13 protein-coding genes are annotated in these 16204 nt (G+C 67.9%); 11 read left to right on the top strand and 2 right to left on the bottom strand.

From position 1 onward, the window contains the following. Position 1 precedes the first annotated feature (1 nt). From EH199_RS09315 to EH199_RS09300, 4 genes are all read left to right on the top strand, one after another. Positions 2-1405, top strand: a complete 1404-nt coding sequence (locus EH199_RS09315; RefSeq protein ID WP_124808984.1) for an aldehyde dehydrogenase family protein — start codon at positions 2-4, stop codon at positions 1403-1405. A gap of 16 nt (positions 1406-1421) precedes the next feature. Continuing rightward, the gene (locus EH199_RS09310) at positions 1422-3053 is read left to right on the top strand and encodes an AMP-binding protein (protein WP_124809067.1); all 1632 of its coding nucleotides are present in this window, start codon (positions 1422-1424) and stop codon (positions 3051-3053) included. A gap of 114 nt (positions 3054-3167) precedes the next feature. Beyond that, positions 3168-4811 (top strand): tannase/feruloyl esterase family alpha/beta hydrolase, encoded by a 1644-nt coding sequence (locus EH199_RS09305; protein WP_124808983.1) that lies wholly within the window; start codon positions 3168-3170, stop codon positions 4809-4811. 153 nt (positions 4812-4964) lie between these two features. Further along, a complete protein-coding gene (locus tag EH199_RS09300; RefSeq protein ID WP_124808982.1) occupies positions 4965-5861 on the top strand; it encodes a YdiY family protein in 897 nt (298 codons plus the stop codon). Between the two features lie 10 nt (positions 5862-5871). On the opposite strand, the gene EH199_RS09295 is transcribed toward EH199_RS09300, so the two are convergent. Next, positions 5872-6783: a LysR substrate-binding domain-containing protein gene (locus EH199_RS09295; protein WP_124808981.1), complete on the bottom strand. Its 912-nt coding sequence runs from the start codon at positions 6781-6783 to the stop codon at positions 5872-5874. A 72-nt stretch (positions 6784-6855) separates the two neighbouring features. Between EH199_RS09295 and EH199_RS09290 the strand changes: the two genes are divergently transcribed. The 7 genes from EH199_RS09290 to EH199_RS09260 all read left to right on the top strand — a co-directional run bounded on the left by EH199_RS09290 (position 6856) and on the right by EH199_RS09260 (position 15256). After that, positions 6856-7881 carry a 2-oxoadipate dioxygenase/decarboxylase family protein gene (locus EH199_RS09290; protein WP_124808980.1) on the top strand — a complete coding sequence of 342 codons (1026 nt, stop codon included), beginning with the start codon at positions 6856-6858 and terminating at the stop codon, positions 7879-7881. 32 nt (positions 7882-7913) lie between these two features. Beyond that, the gene (locus tag EH199_RS09285) at positions 7914-9110 is read left to right on the top strand and encodes an aspartate aminotransferase family protein (RefSeq protein WP_223806580.1); all 1197 of its coding nucleotides are present in this window, start codon (positions 7914-7916) and stop codon (positions 9108-9110) included. Positions 9111-9115: 5 nt separating this feature from the next. Then, positions 9116-10126: an arginine N-succinyltransferase gene (locus EH199_RS09280; protein ID WP_124808979.1), complete on the top strand. Its 1011-nt coding sequence runs from the start codon at positions 9116-9118 to the stop codon at positions 10124-10126. 20 nt (positions 10127-10146) lie between these two features. Beyond that, positions 10147-11547 carry a succinylglutamate-semialdehyde dehydrogenase gene (gene astD, locus EH199_RS09275; RefSeq protein ID WP_124809065.1) on the top strand — a complete coding sequence of 467 codons (1401 nt, stop codon included), beginning with the start codon at positions 10147-10149 and terminating at the stop codon, positions 11545-11547. A 120-nt stretch (positions 11548-11667) separates the two neighbouring features. Next, entirely contained in the window at positions 11668-13281 is a 1614-nt protein-coding gene (locus tag EH199_RS09270; RefSeq protein WP_124808978.1) for a TIR domain-containing protein, read from the top strand. 1 nt (position 13282) lies between these two features. Beyond that, positions 13283-13762, top strand: coding sequence for a nucleotide synthetase (locus EH199_RS09265; RefSeq protein WP_124808977.1), 480 nt, complete (start codon positions 13283-13285; stop codon positions 13760-13762). A 27-nt stretch (positions 13763-13789) separates the two neighbouring features. After that, entirely contained in the window at positions 13790-15256 is a 1467-nt protein-coding gene (locus EH199_RS09260) for a TRAFs-binding domain-containing protein (RefSeq protein ID WP_124808976.1), read from the top strand. Positions 15257-15277: 21 nt separating this feature from the next. Here the strand turns inward: EH199_RS09260 and EH199_RS09255 are convergent, their stop codons facing one another. Continuing rightward, a complete protein-coding gene (locus EH199_RS09255; RefSeq protein ID WP_223806579.1) occupies positions 15278-15952 on the bottom strand; it encodes a Crp/Fnr family transcriptional regulator in 675 nt (224 codons plus the stop codon). Between the last annotated feature and the right edge of the window lie 252 nt (positions 15953-16204).

Below are 16204 nucleotides of genomic sequence, written 5' to 3'. Positions count from 1 at the left end.
AATGACCGATACCAAGCTGCTGATCGGCGGCGAACTCGTCCCTGGCGACATGACCATGGACGTCGTCAATCCGGCGACCGGGGAGCCCTTCACCACGGTTCCCCGCGCCTCGGCGGCGCAGGCGGACCAGGCCATCGCCGCCGCCAAGGCCGCCGTGCCGGGCTGGGCAGCGGTGCCGTTCGCAGAACGCAGCAAGAAGCTGATCCAACTGGCGGACGCCATCGCCGCGCGGAAGGATGCATTCGCCCGCACGCTGACGCTGGAACAGGGCAAGCCGCTGGCCGAGGCGCAGGGCGAACTCGCCTGGACCGAAGGATACCTGCGGCACTACGCCACGCTGGAACTGCCCGACCGCGTGATCCAGGACGATGCCGAGGGCTATATCGCGGTGAAGCACAAGCCGCTGGGTGTGGTGGTAGGGATCATCGCGTGGAACTTCCCACTGCTGGTCGCCTGCTGGAAGATCGGCCCCGCCGTGCTGGCCGGCAACGCGATCGTGCTGAAGCCCGCGCCGACAACGCCGGTCGCGGCGCTGATGCTGGGCGAGCTGTGCCGCGACATCTTCCCGGCGGGCGTGGTCAACGTGATCACCGACGCCAACGACCTGGGGCCGCACCTGACCTCGCACCCCGATGTCGCCAAGATCGGCTTCACCGGATCGACCGCCACCGGCAAGCGCATCGCCGCGACGGGCGCGGACACGCTCAAGCGCGTGACGCTGGAACTGGGCGGCAACGACCCGGCGATCGTGCTGGAGGACGTGGACGTGCGCGAAACCGCGCAGGCGATCTTCGGCAACGCCTTCCTCAACTGCGGGCAGGTGTGCCTGGCGGTGAAGCGCGCTTATGTCCACGCCGATATCTATGACGCGATGTGCGAGGAACTGGCCAACCTGGCGCAGGCCGCCGTGGTGGACGACGGCTTGCAGCAGGGCACGCAGATCGGCCCGATCCAGAACGCGATGCAGTTCGACAAGGTCAAGGGTTTCCTCGACGCGGCCAAGGCGGAAGGCAAGGTGATCGCCGGCGGCGAGGTGATGGAACGCGCCGGTTATTTCATCCGCCCGACGATCGTGCGCGACGTGACCGACGGCGATCGCATCGTGGACGAGGAACAGTTCGGCCCGATCCTGCCGGTGATCCGCTTCGATGACGTGGAGGACGTGATCGCCCGCGCCAACGCTTCGGGATACGGGCTGGGCGGATCGGTGTGGTCGAAGGACGTGGCCCGCGCGGCGGACATTGCCTCGCGCATCGAAAGCGGGCAGGTCTGGGTGAACCAGCATGTCGGCATCGGGCCGCACATTCCGATGGCGGGCTTCAAGAATTCGGGGCTGGGCGTGGAACAGTCGGTGGAAGGGCTGGCCGAATACACCCAGCTTCAGGTCATCAATATCAAGAAGTAAACAAGAGCGGAGGATGATGCAGGGCTTGTCGATCACGCGGGGGGCGACCGATGTCCCCCTTCTGGAAACGACGATCGGCGGCGCGCTGCGCGAAGCGGGCCGGCGGTGGGGCGACCGGCTGGCGCTGGCTTCGCGCCACCAGGGCATCCGCTGGACCTGGGCGGAGCTGGACGCCGAGGCCGACCGCATCGCCACCGGCCTGCTCGATCTGGGCGTGCGCAAGGGCGATCGTGTGGGTATCTGGGCGCCCAACTGCGCGGAATGGACGGTCATCCAGTTCGCCTCCGCCCGCATCGGCGCGGTGCTGGTCACGATCAATCCGGCCTATCGCGTGTCCGAAGTGGAATACGCGCTGAACAAGGTGGGCTGCACGGTGCTGGTCACCGCGGCGCGGTTCAAGACCAGCGACTACGTGGGTATGCTGCGCGAACTGGGCGCGGAAAAGCTGCCGCTGCTGCAGCAGATCGTGGTGCTGGGCGAGGAACGGCACGAGGGCTTCATGCCCTGGGCCGACCTGCGCGCCGAACCCGATCCCGCGCGGCTGGCGGGCGTGGATGCCACGCTCGACCCGAACGACGCGATCAACATCCAGTTCACCAGCGGCACCACCGGCTTTCCCAAGGGCGCGACGCTCACCCACCGCAACATACTGAACAACGGCTACTTCACCGGGCGCACGATCCGGCTGACGCCGGACGATCGCATCTGCATCCCGGTGCCGCTGTACCACTGCTTCGGCATGGTGCTGGGCAATCTGACGGCACTGACCAGCGGCGCGGCGATGGTCTATCCGGGCGAGGCCTATGACCCGCGCCTGGCGCTGGAAGCGGTACAGGCCGAAGGCTGCACCGCACTCTACGGCGTGCCGACCATGTTCATCACGATCCTGAACCAGCCCGATCTCGACGCCTACGACGTATCGACGCTGCGCACCGGGATCATGGCCGGCTCCCCCTGCCCCGTCACCACCATGCGGCAGGTGATGGAACGGCTGAACATGCGCGAAGTGACCATCGGCTATGGCATGACCGAAACCAGCCCGCTGACCACGCAGACCGCCACCGACGATCCGATCGAGGAACGCGTGGCCACGGTGGGCCGCGTCCATCCGCATGCCGAGGCGAAGATCGTGGGGCTTGAGGGCGAGACGCTGCCCATCGGCCAGCAGGGCGAATACTGTTCGCGCGGCTATGCCGTGATGCTGGGCTACTGGGACGATCCGGAAAAGACCGCCGAGGCGATCGATGCGGACGGCTGGATGCATTCGGGCGATCTCGCCACGATGGACGCGCAGGGCTATGTCCGCATCACCGGCCGGATCAAGGACATGATCATCCGGGGTGGCGAAAACATCTACCCGCGCGAGATCGAGGAGTTCCTGCTTTCGCACCCGGCCATCGCCGATGCGCAAGTATTCGGCGTGGCCGACGCCAAGTTCGGCGAGGAAGTCTGCGCGTGGATCATCGCCAAGCCGGGCGAAACGCTGGGCGAAAAGGACGTGATCGCACACTGCAAGGGCCGCATCGCGCACTACAAGGTGCCGCGCTACGTCCGCGTCGTCAGCGCCTTCGCGATGACCGTTACCGGCAAGGCGCAGAAGTTCGAGATGCGCAAGGTGATGGAAGCGGAATTGTCGCTTCCCGCCTGAACGCGCATCGTCGCAACGCCAACCGCCTGAACGCTTGCCCTTCGCCCGCCAATCGTAATACCCGATAACTTCGGGGACCGGGTGTTACGACTGGACCGGTGGAGGGGGAAACGGATGACAAGACGCATTTCGGGCGCAGTGCTGGGCCTGACGGGCATGACCGCGGTGTTGTGTGCCGGCGTGCACGCGCTGGCGGCACGTCCTGCCGCCGCTCCGTCCGCTGCCCCTGTCGCGGTGGCGCCGCCGCCCGTCACCGATCGCTGCACCGCGCTGGCCGGCCAGACCCTGCCCGGCGACGTCAAGATTCTGACCGCGCGGACGGTGGGCGTCACGCCGGCCGGCACCCGTCTGGAACCCGATGCCGCGCCGCTCGCCAGTTCCATTCCGCCGCATTGCCGCATCGAAGGCGTGATCGGCGAACGCACCGGCGCGGGAGGCAAGCCGTTCGGCATCGGCTTCGCGCTGGCCCTGCCCGACGACTGGAACGGCCGCTTCCTGCTGCAAGGCGGCGGCGGGTTGAACGGCACGGTCCACCCGCCGATCGGCGCGGCGGCGGCCGGCGACATCCCGGCGCTGGCGCGCGGCTTCGCTGTGGCCAGCCACGACAGCGGCCACAAGGGCGCGGTGTTCGACGACAGTTTCATGGCCGACCAGCGCGCCGCGCTGGACTTCGCGGAAAACGCCGTCCCCACCGTGGCGCGCACCGCCAAGGCGATCATCGCCAGCTATTATGGCCGCGCGATCGGGCACAGCTACATGGCGGGATGTTCCACCGGCGGGCGCGAATCGATGCTGGCGGCGCAGCGTTTTCCCGAACTGTTCGACGGCATCGTGGTGGGCGCGCCGGCGATGCGCACCGGCAATTCCAACCTGGCACTGAGCTGGGCCGCCGTGCAGTTCAACCAGGCCGCCCCGCGCGATAGCGGGGGCAAGCCGCTGGTCGAACGCATCTTCTCCGACGCGGACCGCGCGGTGCTGAAGAAGGGGCTGCTCGCCCAGTGCGACGGGCTGGATGGCCTGGACGACGGCATGATCATGAACGTGGCGCAATGCCGCTTCGACGCAAGCCGGCTGGCCTGCCACAAGGGACAGAAGGCGGATTGCCTCAAGCCCGCGCAAGTCACCGCGATCCAGCGCGCGTTCACCGCCCCGCGCGACAAGGCGGGCGCCTCGCTCTACGCGCCCTATCCCTATGACACCGGGATTACCAATACCGAGGGCCGCCTTCCCGGCTTCCTGCCCACCGGCAAGCCGGGCGTGTTCGGCCCGGCCAATCGCGATCTGGCCATCGACGTAGACGCGCGCATCCAGGCGATCCGGGCCAATGCCAGCCAGCGCCTGACCGATACCGATAGCTGGACCAACCTCAACACCTTCCTCGGGCGCGGCGGCAAGATCCTGTTCTACCACGGTGTCAGCGATCCGTGGTTTTCCGCGTTCGATACGCTGAACTACTGGCAGCGCGCCTCCGCCGCGAACGGCGCGGCCTGGCGCGATGCCAGCCGGTTCTACATGGTGCCGGGCATGGGGCATTGCCGGGGTGGCGATTCCTTCGACGATTTCGACCTGCTCGGCGCGGTGGTCGCCTGGGTGGAACAGGGCCGGACGCCCGAAGCGGTGCTAAGCTGGCGCTCCAGCCAGCCTTCGCGCCAGCGTCCGATGTGCCCGTGGCCGTCCTATGCCCACTATACCGGCGGCGATGCGGAACTGGCCGGCAGCTACGAATGCCGGATGCCCTATGGTGCGCCCAAGGGCTGATTGGACGGGCTGAGCCGGCGCGCCCGACGCGGACCCTGCCGTAATGGAGCAGGTTCGCGCCGATGCTCGGCACTTCGGTCCAGTCCCCAAATTGACGCCGGCAGGGATCGGGACTTTGTGCGCAGTCCCGATCCGTCATGCAGCCGAGGCTCTATGCGCACAGCGTCGTTTCTTCTCGCCGGCACGGCCCTGCTGGCCGCCGGCACCGCCCATGCCGAACTCGCGCCCCAGCTGCGCTCCATGCTGGACGCCGCGATCGCCAGCGGCAACGACGCCGATATCGACACGATCGCGAAATACCTGAAGCAGGCGAGTCCGGCCGACGCGGCGGAGATCGACCGGACGATCGGCGACCACCGCGCGCAGATCGCCGCCGCCAAGGAAGAGAAGCTGCGCCATCTGGGCCTGCTGGAGGGCTGGAAGGGCGAAGGCCAGATCGGCGCGACGCAATCATCGGGCAATGCCACCACCGTCGGCCTCACCGCCGGGCTGGGGCTGACCCGGGAAAGCCTGCGCTGGCGCTTCAGCCTGCGCGCGCTGGCCGATTACCAGCGCAACAATGGGCAGACCAGCCGCAACCAGATGCTGTTCGCGTTCGAACCGAACTACCGCTTCAACGAACGCCTGTTCGCCTATGGCCTGGCGCAGTACGAGCGCGACCGCTTCGCCGGCTTCACCTCGCGCACCACGCTTTCCGGCGGCCTCGGCTATCGCGTGATCGCGCAGCCGAATTTCACCGTGGACGTGAAGGCCGGCCCGGCCTGGCGCAAGACCAGCTACATCGGCGAACCGGCCGCCAGCGACCTGACGGGCCTCGCCGCGCTCAACGCGCGCTGGGCGATTTCGCGCACGCTGACGCTGACCGAAGACGCCAACGCGCTTTACAGCCGCGACAACACCAATCTCAACTCGCTGACCTCGCTGTCCGCCAAACTCAGCAACGCCCTGTCGGCGCGGGTATCCTACCAGATCACCAACAACAGCAATCCGCCGGCCGGCTTCAAGAAAACCGATACTGTGACCCGCTTCACCATGGTGTACGGGTTCTGAGCGAGGGACGTCAGGAACCCTCCGCCGCGTGCAGCAGCCATGCGCGGAACTGGTCGAGCATCCGGCTGACCGGCCGGTCGATTGGCCAGACGAGGTAGTAGGCTTCCTCGGCCGTCAGCACGAGGTCGAACGGCGCCACCAGCGCGCCGCTTTCCAGCTCGGGCACGATCAGAAAGCGCGGCACCAGCGCCACGCCCAGCCCGGCGGCGGCGGCGTGCGACAGCATCAGGAAGTGTTCGTAAAATGGCCCCGCCGGCGGCCCCTTGGCCGGGACACCGGCCGCCGCGAACCAGCGCGACCAGGAATCGCGCCGGGAATCGAGGCTGAGCAACGTCTTGCCGACCAGATCGGCGGGCTGCTCCAGCGGATGCGCCGCCAGCCATGCGGGGGAGCAGACGGCCACCACGTCTTCCCGGAACAGCAGCGCGTGTTCCGCGCCGGGCCAGTCCGGCAGGCCGAAGTGGATCGCGGCATCAAAGCCTTCGTCGGCGAAATCGAACGGGCTGGACCGCGCGGCAAGGTTGACCAGCATGTCCGGATAGTGCGCGCTGAGATCGGGCAGGCGCGGCGCCAGCCAGCGCATCCCGAAGCTGGGCAGCGTCGCGATCGACAGTGCCGCGTCCTGCGGCGGCTGCAGCGCGCGGCGCGTGGCGGAGCGGATACGGTCGACCGCCGGGCCGATCGCTTCGGCATAGGCCAGCGCGGCGGCGGTCGGCACCACGCGCCGGCCTTTCCGTTCGAACAGCTTCACCTGCAGCCAGTCTTCCAGCAAGGCGATCTGGCGGCTGACCGCGCTTTGGGTGAGCGCAAGGCGCTGCCCCGTCTGCGAAAAATTGCTGGTTTCGATCGCGGCGAGGAAACTGGCCAGCGCGGGCAGTGGCGGCAGTTCCTTGCGCCGGGCCTCCTGATGATGATCCGTCATGAGAAGATGATGAAATGTCTTTTCCGATCCTTTTGTGAAGCTGGCATTTAAGGGCATTCGGCGCAAGGAAAGATGATCGATATGCATGATACGGCGATTGCCCGGCTGGTCGAAGGCCTGGTCGGGCCAGCGGCGGCGCAGGAAACGCTGGCGCGCATCGCCCATCTTCCCGAATCCACCGGCGCGCCCGCCGGAATGGCATCGCGGCTGGACTTCACCTGGGCCATGAACGCCGCGCTGTTCGCCGATCTGCTGGAGCGCGTGCCTTCCGGCCGGGCCTACGTGGCCGACCGCATCGCGGCGGGCGACCGCATCCGCTTCGATCACGGCGCGCTGCGCACCGTCCGCTTCCCGTCGAGCGCGACCGGCGCGCTGCCGGGCGGGATCGACGCCTTCCGCCGCATTCTGGAACCACTGGGCTATCGCGTGGCGGCGGTCTATCCCCTTCCCCGCCTGCGCATGACCGGCTTCGCCTTCCGCCATCTGGGCGATCCCGAGAACGTGCCGCAGTTCTTCGTCAGCGAGCTGGACGTGGGCCAGTTCGACGGCGCGTTCGGCGCCGCCGCGCACCGCGTGTTCGACAGCAGCCACGATCCGCTGGACGATCAGGCGAAGGCGGTACTCGCCCGTTTCGCCAGCGAAGGCGTGGTGCCGCTGACCGATGCCCTGCCCGCCTTGCGCACGATCCTGGCGGCGTTCGATCGTCAGCACGCCATGCCGGCGCTGGCCGACTACGAAGCCCTGCTGAGCCAATCCGCCGAGGCGGCATGGATCGCGACCGAGGGTAACGCCTTCAACCACGTGACCGACCGGGTCGACGATGTCGAGCAAGTGGCGGGGCAGCAGCGTGCCCTTGGCCGCCCGATCAAGGACCGCGTGGAGGTTTCCGCCAACGGCCGCGTGCGCCAGACCGCGTTCCGCGCCGATCCGGTGCTGCGCTTCTTCCGCGATGCCCAAGGGCGCGGCGTGGAACGCGAAGTGCCCGGATCGTTCTACGAATTCATCACGCGCGATCGCGAACCGCTGTCGCGCAAACTCGATCTCAGCTTCGACAGCGCCAACGCGACCGGCATCTTCACGATGACGCGCGCGGCCTGAGCATACGTGACCCAGCAACCGGAGGAACAGGCATGAGCGACCACCTGATGACGGTTTACAACCGCGCCCCGATCGAAGTCGAACGCGGCGAAGGCGTGCGCCTGCACGCGCGCGACGGCCGCGTGTTCCTCGATTGCGTGGCCGGCATCGCCACCAATGGCCTGGGCCACTGCCATCCGGCGCTGGTCGCCGCGCTGAAGGCGCAGGCCGACAAGCTGTGGCACGTCTCCAACATCTTTCGCATTCCGGGGCAGGAAGAACTGGCCGACCGCCTGACCGGCGCGACCTTTGCCGATGTGGTGTTCTTCGGCAATTCCGGCTCCGAAGCGATCGAGTGCGCGATCAAGACGGCGCGGCGCTATCACCACGTCAACGGCCAAAGCGAACGCATCGACGTGATCGGGTTCGCCGGTTCGTTCCACGGCCGCACCTATGCCGCCGTCAACGCTTCGGGCAACGCCGCCTATCTCGACGGCTTCGGCCCGCGCCTGCCCGGCTTCATCCAGTTGCATGTCGACGACATGGCCGCGATCGAGAAGGCCATCGCCTCTCCCACCACGGCCGCGCTGATCGTGGAGCCGGTGCAGGGTGAAGGCGGTGCGCGCGCGCTCAGCGGCGAATGGCTGACCAACGTGCGCAAGCGCTGCACCGAAGCCGGCGTGCTGCTGATCTACGACGAAGTGCAGAGCGGCATGGGCCGTACCGGCAAGCTGTTCGCGCACCAGTGGTTCGACGGCTGCGAGCCGGACATCATGGCCGTGGCCAAGGCGCTGGGCGGCGGCTTCCCGGTGGGCGCGTGCCTGGCCAGCGCGGAAGCCGCCAAGGGCATGGTCTTCGGCACGCACGGTTCCACCTTCGGCGGCAATCCGCTGGCCATGGCGGTGGCGGCCAAGGCGTTCGACCTGATCGCCGATGAAGCGCTGCTCGCCCATGTGCGCGCGGTGGGCGATCGGCTGTCCAGCGGCCTGCGCGCGATGATCGAACGCTATCCGGACATCGTCGAGGAAGTGCGCGGCAAGGGCTTGCTGGTGGGCGTGAAGCTGAAGCCCAACAACCGCGAGATGATGGCCGCCGCGCGCGAACAGGGCCTGCTGGTGGCCGGCGGCGGCGAAAACTGCATCCGCCTGCTGCCGCCGCTGATCATCAGCGAGGACGAAGCCGACGAGGCGCTCGCCAAGCTCGACGCCACCTTCGCGGCCTGGAACGCGCGCGTTCCGGAAGTGGCCTGACCGCCATGGGCCGCATCGTTCGCCCCGGCACCGAAGCCGATCTCGACGCCCTGCTCGAACTGGCCCGTCTGAGCGGTCCGGGGCTGACCAGTCTGCCCCAATGCGCTGACACGCTCGGCAACCGGCTGGCGCTGTCGGCCGCCAGCTTCGCCGGCGCCGTGCCGGCGGCGGAAGCGTGGTACACGCTGATGCTGGAGGAAAGCGACACCGGGCAGGTGATCGGCGTCGCCTCGGTGCGCGGGGCGATCGGCGTGGCGCGCCCGCACTTCTCGTTCCGCGTGGTCAAGCTGGCGCAGCATTCGAACGCCGCCGGCGTGAACTTCGAGCACGAGGCGCTGGTGCTGGTCAACGAATGCGCCGGAGCCAGCGAGGTCGGCTCGCTGTTCGTCCACCCCGAGCATCGCGGCGGCGGCAACGGCACACTGCTGGCGGCATCGCGCTACATGCTGATCGCGGCGGCGCGCGACCGCTTTGCCGACAAGATCGTTTCCGAGCTGCGCGGCTGGTTCGACTGGGAAGGCGAAAGCCCGTTCTGGGAAGGCGTTTCCGCCAAGTTCTTCCGCCTGCCCTTCGAGGAAGCGGACCGCATGATCACCGCCAGCAACGGGCAGTTTCTGGTCGATCTGGCCCCGCGTCACCCGATCTACCTGGAACTGATCGAACCGTTCGCGCGCGACGTGATCGGAGAAGTCCATCCCGACGGCCGCGCCGCGCGCAAGATGCTGGAAAGCGAAGGCTTCAGCTGGACCGGCCTGGTCGACGTGTTCGACGGCGGACCAACGGTGACCTGCGCGCGCGACAAGATCGACACGATCCGCCGAACCACGCCCTGCACCGTAGCCGTCAACGACAACGTCGCCGCCGCACCGTCACGGCTTGTCGCCAACGACGCCATCGAGCGCTTCCGCGTGACTCACGCCCCCGTCGACATTTGCGACGGGAATGCCCACATTCCGGCTTCCACCGCCCGGATGCTCGGCCTCGATGCCGGCAGCCAGATCCTGGTCCGGGCCTGAAGGACGCGAACATGGCCGAAATGCTCCAGTCGATCGATCCCGCAACCGGCGAAACCGTGTGGGAAGGCGCCGTCACCGCGCCGGCGGAAGCCGCCGCAATGGTCGAGCGCGCCCGCGCCGCGCTGCCCGGCTGGTCGCGCACGCCGCTGGACGAACGCATCGCCGTGGCCCGGCGCTATGCCGATTACCTGAAGGCGAACGCTGGCACGATCGCCGAGACGATCTCGCGCGAGACCGGCAAGCTGCTGTGGGAAAGCAAGACCGAAGCCGCATCGATGGCCGGCAAGGTCGAGGTATCGATCGCGGCGCAGGCCGAACGCGCCGGCACGCGCGAAAGCGCCACCGCGTTCGGCCGTGCGGTGCTGCGCCACCGCCCGCACGGCGTGATGGCGGTGCTCGGCCCCTACAACTTCCCCGGCCATCTGCCCAACGGACACATCGTGCCGGCGCTGCTGGCGGGCAACACGGTGGTGTTCAAGCCGTCCGAAATCGCGCCGTGGACCGGCGAGGTCATGGCCCGCGCCTGGGCCGAGGCGGGCCTGCCCGATGGCGTGCTGCAACTGGCGCAAGGCGCGCGCGAAACCGGCGCGGCGCTGATCGGGGGCGATATCGACGGGCTGCTGTTCACCGGCTCCTCCGCCGCCGGCCGCGCCTTCCGCCGCGCCTTCATCGACCGGCCGCACGTGATGCTGGCGCTGGAACTGGGCGGCAACAACCCGCTGATCGCGTGGGATGGCGATCCCGAAGCCGTGGCGCGCGTGATCGCGATGTCCACCTTCATCACCACCGGCCAGCGCTGTTCCTGCGCGCGCCGGCTGATCGTGCCCGAAGGCGCGACGGGCGATGCCTTCATCGAGGCGCTGGCCGCGCTGATCGACCGCTTGCCGGTGGCTGCGTGGTCCGACGCGGGCGATGCTTTCATGGGGCCGCTGGTTTCGGTTCAGGCCGCCGAACGCGCGCTCGACATGGTCGGCGCGATCGAGCGGATGGGGGCGCGGCCGCTGCGGCGCTTCACCGGGATCGCCGGCCGGCCGGGCAGCTTCGTCAAGCCCGCGCTCTATGACGTGACCGGCGTGGACGTGCCCGACGAGGAAATCTTCGCGCCCGTGCTGTTCGTGCGCCGCGTGGGCGATTTCGAGCAGGCGATCACCGCCGCCAACGCCACCGCCTATGGCCTCTCCGCCGGGCTGATCACCGGCGATGACGCGAAGTGGGAACACTATCTCGACTTCGCGCGCGCCGGCGTGATCAACCGCAACCGCCCGACCACCGGCGCGGCGGCGAACATGCCGTTCGGCGGGCTGGGCGAATCGGGCAACCACCGCCCCGGCGCGTGGTACGCGGCGGACTACTGCGCCTATCCGGTCGCCAGCTTCGAAAGCGATGCCGCCGTGCCGGAGGCTGTGCCCGGGATAGGCTGACCCGCCGGCTGCGGCATCGATCACACCAGCGGCCGCGACAATTGTCTAAGGGCGTTGCCTGAGTATACATCTCGGCAGCCTTTGGCCCTGTGTCTGCAAGCCTGTCCGCTGGAGTGATCGATGACTGCCCCGCCGGAGGCCAGTTCCGCAAACGAGCAGCCGCGCTATCGCGCCTTCCTGAGCTATAGCCATGCCGATACGCTGGCGGCCGCGCGGCTGCACCGCTGGCTGGAAACGTACCGCATCCCCCCCCGGCTGGTGGGGCTGGAAACGCCGCGTGGCAAGGTGCCGCGCCGGCTGACGCCGATCTTCCGCGATCGCAACGAACTGCCCGCGTCCAGCGATCTGAACGAGGAAGTCCGCAACGCGCTGGCGGCTTCGGCCTGCCTGATCGTGCTCTGTTCGCCGGAAGCGCGGCGTTCACGCTGGGTCGATCAGGAAATCCGCTATTTCCGCGAAAAGCATCCGGATCGCCCGATTCTGGCAGGGCTGCTTCACGGTGATCCGGACGACGCGTTTCCGCCCAGTCTGACCGACCCGGCTGCCGACCGGGAAAGTGGAGAAGCGGTCCGCGAACCGGCGGCCGCCGACTTCCGTCGGATCGGCGATGGCAAGCTGGCCCGGCTGCGCCTTGTTGCCGGATTGACCGGCATCGGCCTGGACGAACTGGTGCAGCGCGACGCGCAGCGGCAGCTGCGCCGCGTGACGGCCATCACGCTTGTTTCCGCCCTGACCGTTGTAGTGCTGTCCACGCTCCTGTTCGTGGCGATCAACGCGCGCAACGAGGCAGACCGGCAAAGGCAACAGGCCGAAGGGCTGATCGAGTTCATGCTGACAGACCTGCGGACAAGGCTGGAAGGAGTGGGGCGGCTCGACGTGCTGGAATCCGTCAACACGCGCGCGCTGGATTACTATGCCGCACAGGGCGATCTTGATGGATTGCCCGCCGGATCGCTCGACCGGCGCGCCCGCGTCCTGCAGGCGATGGGCGAGGATGACCAGAAACGCGGACGGATGGACGCCGCGCTGATGGAGTTCAGCGAGGCGCACCGCGCCACTGGCGCACTGCTGGCGGAAATGCCGAACGATCCCCAGCGCGTGTTCGCGCACGCGCAAAGCGAGTTCTGGATCGGCTATACCGACTACCAGCGCAACCGCTATGCCGCCGCGCGCCCGCATTTCACCGCCTATCGCGCGCTGGCCGAAAAGCTGGTGAAGCTGCAGCCTGGGGATGCCGGTGCGCTGCGCGAGCTGGGTTACGCGCAGGGCAATATCTGTTCGCTGGAACTGGCGGAGCAGGCGCGCCCGCAGGCCGGGCTCGACGCCTGCCGCAGCGCGCTCGCCGCGATGGAGCAGGCCGCGCGCTCCCACCCGCGCGATGCTGGCATCAAGGCCGATCTCGCCAACCGCCATGCCTGGCTGGCCGATGCGCTCAACGCCGCCGGAAACAAGCGCGACGCGCTGGCGGAACGCCAGCAGCAGGCCGTGATCATGGACGATCTGCTGCGCATCGATCCGGCCAATGCCGCCTATCGGCAGGACTGGATGCTTTCGCGCTATTCGATGGCGACGCTGCTTCGGGATCTTGGCGACAAGGCCGGCGCGCGTAGCCCCGCAGAACAGGCCATGCAGGCCGCGAACCGGCTGATCGCGACCGATCCCGACAACCGCGACTGGCTGACCTGGCGGCTGCGCATCCTGCAAAGTTTTCCCGATCTGAAAACGGAGAAGTAACATGTCGCAATGTTCCCCCGCGCAATACGCGCTTCCCCACGATCCCGCGCTGCGCACGGCGGCGGGCAAGGCGCTGACCTTCACGATCAGCCTCTATGCCCGCAACGGCGCAATCGTGCTCAAGATGGACCAGGATGGCCAGGAAGCGCAGGACTACATCGCGATCACCGAGGACACGATGGTCGAGATCGTGCTGAAGGGCGACCAGCTGTTCTTCTCGAAGGCATTCGACGCCATCACCATGAAGGATGCCAATCTCGGCGCATTCTATGGCAATCTCGAATACGACGGCTACGACGAGAAGCTGGATCGCTACAAGATCGTCCGCTTCGTGGCGCGCTTCAACAAGGGCGGCAAGTTCGGCACCACGCACGCCTTCAACGTGAACATCGATCTGCTGCAGAAAAGCCGCAGGGGACCGCGCTGGATCGGGATGAGCATCGATCCCGACATCAAGAACCCGCCGCCGAAGCTGAACTGAAACCCCGCAAGGAAAGCTGGGCAAGCCGTGCACAATTCAAAAATCCCGATCATCAGACGGCTTGCCCGCAGCGGCGATACGATGCGGGCGTGGCAGATGTTCACCGATGCCGCGCTGGAAGGCGATCGGCATCCCGATACGCTGACGCTGAAAGGCCGCCTGCTGAAGGACCGGGGCCTTTCCGCGCCGTCGACGGCGGAACGCGCGCGGCTGCTGGGTGCGGCGCGGCAGGCCTATCTCTCGGCCGCGGCGATGATGCCGGCGACGTATCCGCTGATCAATGCCGCGACGATCGCGTTGCTCGAAGGCAACCGCAAGGACGCGGCGATCCTGGCAACCCGCGTCCTGACCATGCTCGATGCGGGCGATCACGAACCCGAAACCGCCTATTGGCTGCACGCCACGCGCGCGGAAGCCTTCTTGCTGCTGGGCGAGATCGACAAGGGCCAGGCGGTGCTGGCGCAGGCCGTCCGGCAGGCCCCGCGCGCGTGGGAGGATCACGCCTCCACCCTGCGGCATTTCCGGCTGATCATGACCGTGCTGGAACAGCCGGCGGACTGGCTGGACGCCTATCGCCCGCCCGCCAGCCTGCATTTCAGCGGGATCATCCACGTCGCGCCCGACCAGACGCAATCGCCCGAACGGATCGCAGAGGCGGTGGACCGCATCCGGCCCGGCTTCGCCTTCGGTGCGCTGGCCGCGGGAGCGGACATCATGGTGGCCGAAGCGCTGCTCGAACGCGACGTGGAACTCCACGTGATGCTGCCCGCCACGATCGAGGGCTTCCGGCACGATTCGGTCTCCAGCTTCGGCACGCATTGGGAAGCGCGTTTCGACGCCATTCTCGATGCTGCCGCCTCGGTGGAAACCATCGAGACGCTGGACGCGGTTTCGCAATCGGGCATCTATGTCGGCGACGAGATGGCGATGGGCTGCGCGATCCGCCATGCTCGCCAGCTCGAAAGCCATGCCGTGGCCCTGCGGCTGGGCGATGGCACCCGCGCGCAAGGTTCGCTGCTGGACGCCGCCTGGCGCGATCGGGGTCTGCCCATCGAACGAGTCTCGCTCGAGCGCAGCGGCACCACGGCCAGCCCCCCGCCCACTTTCGCCCGTGAGGCGCTTGTCGCCGTGCCCGACGGCGAACAGGCGGACCATTTTGCCCACGCCGGCGCGGCGCTGGTCCGACACGGCGCGTTCACCATCGCGCGGTTCGACGATCCGGTCGCGGCGGCGCGCATCGCGCTGGCGGACGTGACGCTGCACGGCCGCACGCTGGGCGCGACCTATGGCGCCTACGATCCGGCCGGGAACGCCACGCAGCGGTTGGAAACGGCGGTGCGCGTGGCTGGCGCGGGGCTGCCGGGACAGGTTCCGGTGTCCCGTTCGCTGGCGCTGGCGCTCACCCTGCACGCGCCGGACCTGCACTGCGAAAACTTCGGCCAGATCGCTTCGGCGCAGGGGGATCTGGCGTTGGGGCTGCTGGCGGTCCGCTAAGGCCGCGCGACCGGCCCCCGGTCAGTAGATCATATCGCGCAACATGCGCGGGGCCAGAATGGTCAGGCCTCGCTCGGACCTTTCCACGATTCCCCGCCGTTCCAGCGCGCTGACCGCGCGCGATGCGGTTTCGCGCGCGGTATTGGCGTTGAGCGCCAGCGCGGTGATCTGGGGCGCCGGCACGATGCGATAGTCCGCATCCGCCAGCCGCAGCAATTCCGCATGGATGCGCCCTGGCGCCGAAAGCGTGGTCTGCGCGGCCATCCGGTCCAGCGACAGATCGAGCTGGCGCGCCAACCGTCTGGCCAGGCCCGCCGCCAGCGCTGGCTGGCTGTGAGCCAGCGCCGCCAGTTCGGTGCAGCGAATGCGCAGCAAATCGACCGCGCCATGCGCCACCATGTCCGCGCGGTGGGTGGCCGGTTCGGGATAGGCCCCGAAGAATTCGCCTGGCCCGTGGTAGGCCAGTTGCACGCGCTGTCCGTCGATGCCGTTGACCTGGATATGCACGGTGCCGCCGATCACCAGCCAGCAATGTTCGGAGCTATCGCCCTGATGGGCAAGCACCGCCTTGTGAGCGAACGATACCGCCTGCATCGATGGCTCTACTTGCGCAGCCAGCGCGGGCGCGCAATCGAACATCGCGGCGATCGCCGTTATGCGTTCGTCCCTGTGCATTCCCTTCGACCTGCCAGACATGCCCGGTACTTCGCGTTTCCAGCTTCAGGGAAGCGTTGCAAGGGCCAAATGGTAGAACCATGGCATCGCCAGCGTCCGTGAGTTTCATCACACTTCGTCCTGCCCGCGCCAAGCCGGTCTAAGATCCGGACCCGATTCGCGCGAAGTGCTTTTGCGGCTCTTCCCCGCACATCCGAGCTGCCGCCGCAGACCGCCCTAATCGGCTGCTTCGGCACCTTGCCGCGTTTCTTTCCGTTACGTCATCCGGCCTCG

The sequence above is a fragment of the Novosphingobium sp. LASN5T genome (assembly GCF_003856955.1).
Taxonomy (GTDB): domain Bacteria; phylum Pseudomonadota; class Alphaproteobacteria; order Sphingomonadales; family Sphingomonadaceae; genus Novosphingobium.
Note: the sequence above shows the minus strand (reverse complement) of the source record. Positions and strands in the feature narration are given on the sequence as shown.